Annotated in this window: 2 protein-coding genes and 1 pseudogene; 1 reads left to right on the top strand and 2 read right to left on the bottom strand. The window is 70.3% G+C overall.

Annotated elements, in window-relative coordinates:
• The first annotated feature begins 182 nt into the window (after nucleotides 1-182).
• Nucleotides 183-581, top strand: a complete 399-nt coding sequence (locus OTB19_RS42585) for a YunG family protein (protein WP_267804230.1) — start codon at nucleotides 183-185, stop codon at nucleotides 579-581.
• A gap of 10 nt (nucleotides 582-591) precedes the next feature.
• Here the strand turns inward: OTB19_RS42585 and istB are convergent, their stop codons facing one another.
• Together istB and OTB19_RS42575 are read right to left on the bottom strand one after the other, a co-directional pair.
• Nucleotides 592-1419: an IS21-like element helper ATPase IstB gene (gene istB / locus OTB19_RS42580; RefSeq protein ID WP_267804228.1), complete on the bottom strand. Its 828-nt coding sequence runs from the start codon at nucleotides 1417-1419 to the stop codon at nucleotides 592-594.
• A 76-nt stretch (nucleotides 1420-1495) separates the two neighbouring features.
• Nucleotides 1496-2012 (bottom strand): annotated as a pseudogene (locus OTB19_RS42575) (IS21 family transposase); the annotation flags it as partial.

Here is a 2012-nt window from a genome sequence, read left to right as displayed (position 1 = left end):
TGTCAACGGACAGTGGGACATCCGGGTGAGCGGACAGTTCAGATCCCTGTGCACGGACAGCTGATCTCCTCGTCCGGTATGACTATTCATCCCGCTGATGGAGGCCCGTGCGGGTGTCCGTGGCCCGGGTTTGGTGGCCCTCCCCCAGCGGCGATGTCGGTGGCGGCTGAGATGCTGGCAGCATGATCCCGTGGAACCTGCTCGACCTGGACCATGCCTTGCGAGCGAGCTGGGCTGCCGACACCTGCTCGCCCGACGACCAGCCCGAGTGGCAGCCGAGCAACCCGGCCTGGGGGCACTGCGACATCACTGCCCTGATCGTCCATGACGTCCTCGGTGGCGACCTCATGCGCGGAGAGGTGCACGTCGACGGGGACCAGCGCGGCTTCCACTGGTGGAACCGGCTGTCCAGCGGCGTGGAACTCGACCTGACGCGTGAGCAGTTCCAGCGGGGCCAGCGCGTCACTGCGGCCTGCGTTGTCGAACGCCCGCCGGGGCCGCTGCGCCGCTGGGACGAGTACCTCCTTCTGCGCAGGAGGGTCATCGAGCACCTCGGGCATCTTCCGGAGCCGGCCATCTGAAAGGCGTCGATCAGCTCAGCGGGGTGACGCCCTGGCCAGTGGTGGCCTGGGTGAGCCGGAGCGAGGACCCTTCGGTGAGGATGATGTGGGCGTGGTGCAGGAGCCGGTCGACGGCTGCGGTCGCCAGGGTCTTGGGCATGATCGAGTCGAATCCTGAGGGGTGCAGGTTTGAGGTCACGATCACGGAGCGACGTTCGTAGGCGGCGTCGATGAGCCGGTAGAACGCTTCGGCGGCGGCCTGTCCGGACGGGAGCATCCCGATGTCGTCGACGACGATCAGATCGCTTCGGGTGATCTTCGCGATGGCCTTGGTGACGGTGTTGTCGACGGTGGCCCGGCCCAGGTGGGTGGTCAGCGACTCCAGGGTGAACCAGGAGACCTGCATCCCGGCGTCGATGGCCTTGTGGGCCAGGGCCTCTGCCAGATGGCTTTTCCCAGTACCGCTTGGTCCCGCGACTGCGAGATTCTCCGCGCGGCCGATCCATTCCAGGGTCATCAGCGCGTGCTGGGTCGGCAGCGGGATCGAGGAGTCGGCCTCCTTCCAGGACTCGAAGGTCTTGCCGGAGGGCAGGCCGGCCTGGCGGTGGTGGTTGCGGCGGGTGGCCTCGTCGCGGCCGTGGGCCTCGGCCTCCAGCAGGATCCGCACGACCTCGGCGGGGTCCCAGCGTTGCGCGCGGGCGGTGGCCAGCACGTCGGGGGCCGCCGCGCGAAGATAGGGAAACCGCATCCGCCTCAGCACCGCGTCCAGCTCGGCCGGGATCGGCGGCGCGAGGGGCGCGGGCGGGACCGGGGAGGGTGCGGGGATCAGCTCGGGCGGATCGATGACGGTCGTGGCCATGGGGGAACTGCCTTTCTGCTGCTGATGGTTGGGGCTTGCCCGCTCCCGGGCCGCAAAGCGGCCCGGGAGCGGGAGATCAGGTGGCCTGGCGGCCGAAGTCGGACCAGGCTCCGGTGCCGGGCTGCACGGAGTGCGTTTCGTCGGCGACGACCAGGTCAGCGGGACGGGCGGCCTCCCCGCGGTGCTGGACGATGGACATCAGGTCGCCCTCGGCGAAGCGCCGGTTGATGGCCGCCAGTCCGAGTGAGAGGTCCACTTCGGCGGTGCCGACCAAGGCGGCGAGCTCGACCGCGCCGGCCATCTTCACCCGGATCCGTGTGGTCCCGGCTGCCGCAGCCTCGATCAGCCAGGACTTCGCCCCGGGACCCAGCGCCAGGAACGCCTCCTCGGCGTCGGTGCCGGGCTTGACCCGCGGCGGGCGGGGCGAGCCGTCCGCCTCCTGGGGGTGGTCGGGGTAGTGGGCGATGTCGATGACCGGCCTGCCCGGCAGGGCGATCCGGTGGCGGGCGACCTCCGCAAGTCCGGCCGGGCCCTGCATCCACTCGGGGCGGCGGGCGAGCCCCGACAGGTCGCAGACCACGACCAGTTCGTCG

This window comes from Streptomyces sp. H27-H5 (assembly GCF_026627505.1).
Lineage (GTDB): Bacteria > Actinomycetota > Actinomycetes > Streptomycetales > Streptomycetaceae > Streptomyces.
This window is presented reverse-complemented; position numbering and strand designations above follow the sequence as displayed.

Bases quoted from the DNA above. Each gene is read 5' to 3' on its own strand.
- istB (WP_267804228.1), bottom strand. From the start codon at position 1,419: ATGGCCACGACCGTCATCGATCCGCCCGAGCTGATCCCCGCACCCTCC.
- OTB19_RS42585 (WP_267804230.1), top strand. From the start codon at position 183: ATGATCCCGTGGAACCTGCTCGACCTGGACCATGCCTTGCGAGCGAGC.